This is a genomic window from Sphingomonas sp. NPDC019816, assembly GCF_050274375.1.
Lineage (GTDB): Bacteria > Pseudomonadota > Alphaproteobacteria > Sphingomonadales > Sphingomonadaceae > Sphingomonas.
This window is the reverse complement of record NZ_JBNNOB010000249.1, coordinates 1-2094: the sequence shown is the minus strand read 5'-3', so window position 1 is coordinate 2094 and position 2094 is coordinate 1. Positions and strand designations below refer to the sequence as shown.

Here is a 2094-nt window from a genome sequence, read left to right as displayed (position 1 = left end):
GAAGTCGAACGCGATCGTCTATGCCAAGGGCGGATCGACCGCAGGCGTGGGTGCCGGCCAGATGAACCGTCTGGAATCGGCGCGCATCGCCGCGTGGAAGGCCAAGGACGCCGCCGACAAGGCCGGTTGGGCGGAACCGCGCACCATCGGGTCGGCGGTCGCGTCGGATGCCTTTTTCCCCTTCGCCGACGGCCTGCTCGCCGCGGTCGAGGCGGGCGCGACGGCGGTGATCCAGCCGGGCGGCTCGATCCGCGACGACGAGGTCATCGCGGCGGCCGACGATGCGGGCCTGGCGATGGTGTTCACCGGCATGCGCCACTTCCGGCATTGATCCCCAACAAAAGGCCCCTTCCGAAGCGTTCGGAAGGGGCCTTTTTTATGCCTGACCAATCCTCAACCGTTCACGCTGAGCGAAGCCGAAGCGTCATCCCGTGGCCTTCGACGTCGCTCAGGCTGAACGGACGTTGGCACGTTACCGCGTGATCCCGCCCGCATGCGGCAGCGTCGCCTCTTCGGCGCGCGGGGCCTTGCCGAACAGCGCGCGGTCGGCCGGGCCGAACGCCCAGCGCCACAGGATCAGCAGATAGGTCGCCGCGATCGCGGGCTCACCGAACAACAGTTCGGCCCATTCCAGCCGCTTGGGCAGCAGCGTGAAGGCGCCCCCGACCAGCGTCGCGGCTAGCGCGGCCCAGATCAGCGGCCAGCGGAAGGGTGACACGGGCGCCTTCAGGATGCTCGCCAGCGTTCGTGCCTTCAGGATGGAGGTCAGCGTGACGCTGACCGCCAGCGCCACCGCCGGCCCCGCCGCCGCCCAGGTCTCGGGCCAGCCGAGCGCGCGCATCCCCAGGATCAGCGCGAAGCTCAAGCCGATCTGCACCCCCAGCATCGCGACCGAGATCATCAGGTTGCGATGCCGCGCGGTATAGACCAGCGCCGACTCGCACACCGCCCCCGTCGAGGCCAGCAGCTCGGCGAACAGCAGGAAGGCGAGCGCGGCAGTGCCCGAGACGAATTGCGGGCCGACCACGCCCATTACCGCCTCACCCGGGATCGAACCCATCAGCGCCAGGCACCCTTGCGCCGCGATGATCCAGAAGGCGACCTGGCGTACCTGCCGCGCGATGGCGGCCATGTCGCCATTGGCCAGGCTCTGGGTGATGACGGGGCCGAGGATCGGGTCGAAGCTGGTCTTCAGCTTCTGCGGCAGCGAGGAGACCTGCTGCGCCATATAATAGATGCCGACGATGCGCGGTTCGAACAACACGCCCAGGATGAAGCGGTCGACGTTGCGCGTGCCCCATTCCAGCGCATCGGCCCCGGCCAGCGGCGCATTGGCGCGGGCGAGCGCGAAGACGCGCGACAGCTGCGGCGTCCAGCCGCGCGGCAGGCCATAGCTGCGCAGGAACGGCACCAGGCTGGCGATCATTGCCGCGATCATCGAGGCGACATAGGACAGGACCAGCCCGTCGCGGATCGTGAAGAAGGAGAACAGCCAGGCGGCGATCGATACCGTCCAGGGTTCGACCACCGCGCGCGCGGTCACCGCCGCCTTGACGTTCAGGCGATAGGCGAGCGCGGCCAGGCTGACATCGGACCAGGCGATGGCGACGATGATCGCGGGCAGCCAGCGGTCGAGGCCGCTGATCGCGCTGTTGGGATAGACCAGCTCGGGGAAGAGGAACAGGAAGCAGCTCGCCGCGATCGAGGCGAGGAAGGCCAGCGCCATCGCGTCCCACACGACATGCGCATGCGGCCGCTCGGTCGAGGCCAGCGCCTGCGCCAGCCCGCGCTTCATCCCCAGCGTCGCGAGTAGCGCCGCCAGCTCGACCACCACCACCGCGATGGCGAACCGCCCGACCAGATCGGGGCCATAGATGCGCCCTGCGATGAACAGGAAGGGGATGCGCGCCGCCAGCCGCAGGACGAAGCCCGCGATATTGGTGCGCCCCCCCTTGGCGAGCGTATCGATGTCCTGGCTTTGCGCCATTAGCGGGTGCGAGGTCCTAGTTTTTTTTTTTTTTTTTTTTTTTTTTTTTTTTTTTTTTTTTTTTTTTTTTTTTTTTTTTTTTTTTTTTTTTTTTTTTTTTTTTTTTT

General features: G+C 66.0%; 1 protein-coding gene and 1 pseudogene. One reads left to right on the top strand and one right to left on the bottom strand.

Annotated features, from left to right (window positions below):
* Positions 1–331: pseudogene (purH, locus tag ACQKJZ_RS19110) on the top strand (bifunctional phosphoribosylaminoimidazolecarboxamide formyltransferase/IMP cyclohydrolase); the annotation flags it as partial.
* A 141-nt stretch (positions 332–472) separates the two neighbouring features.
* Here purH and ACQKJZ_RS19105 read toward each other — a convergent pair.
* Positions 473–1987: a lipopolysaccharide biosynthesis protein gene (locus tag ACQKJZ_RS19105; RefSeq protein ID WP_427733263.1), complete on the bottom strand. Its 1515-nt coding sequence runs from the start codon at positions 1985–1987 to the stop codon at positions 473–475.
* Between the last annotated feature and the right edge of the window lie 107 nt (positions 1988–2094).

Excerpts from the sequence above, each read along its gene's own strand:
- ACQKJZ_RS19105 (WP_427733263.1), bottom strand. The coding sequence starts at position 1,987 with ATGGCGCAAAGCCAGGACATCGATACGCTCGCCAAGGGGGGGCGCACC.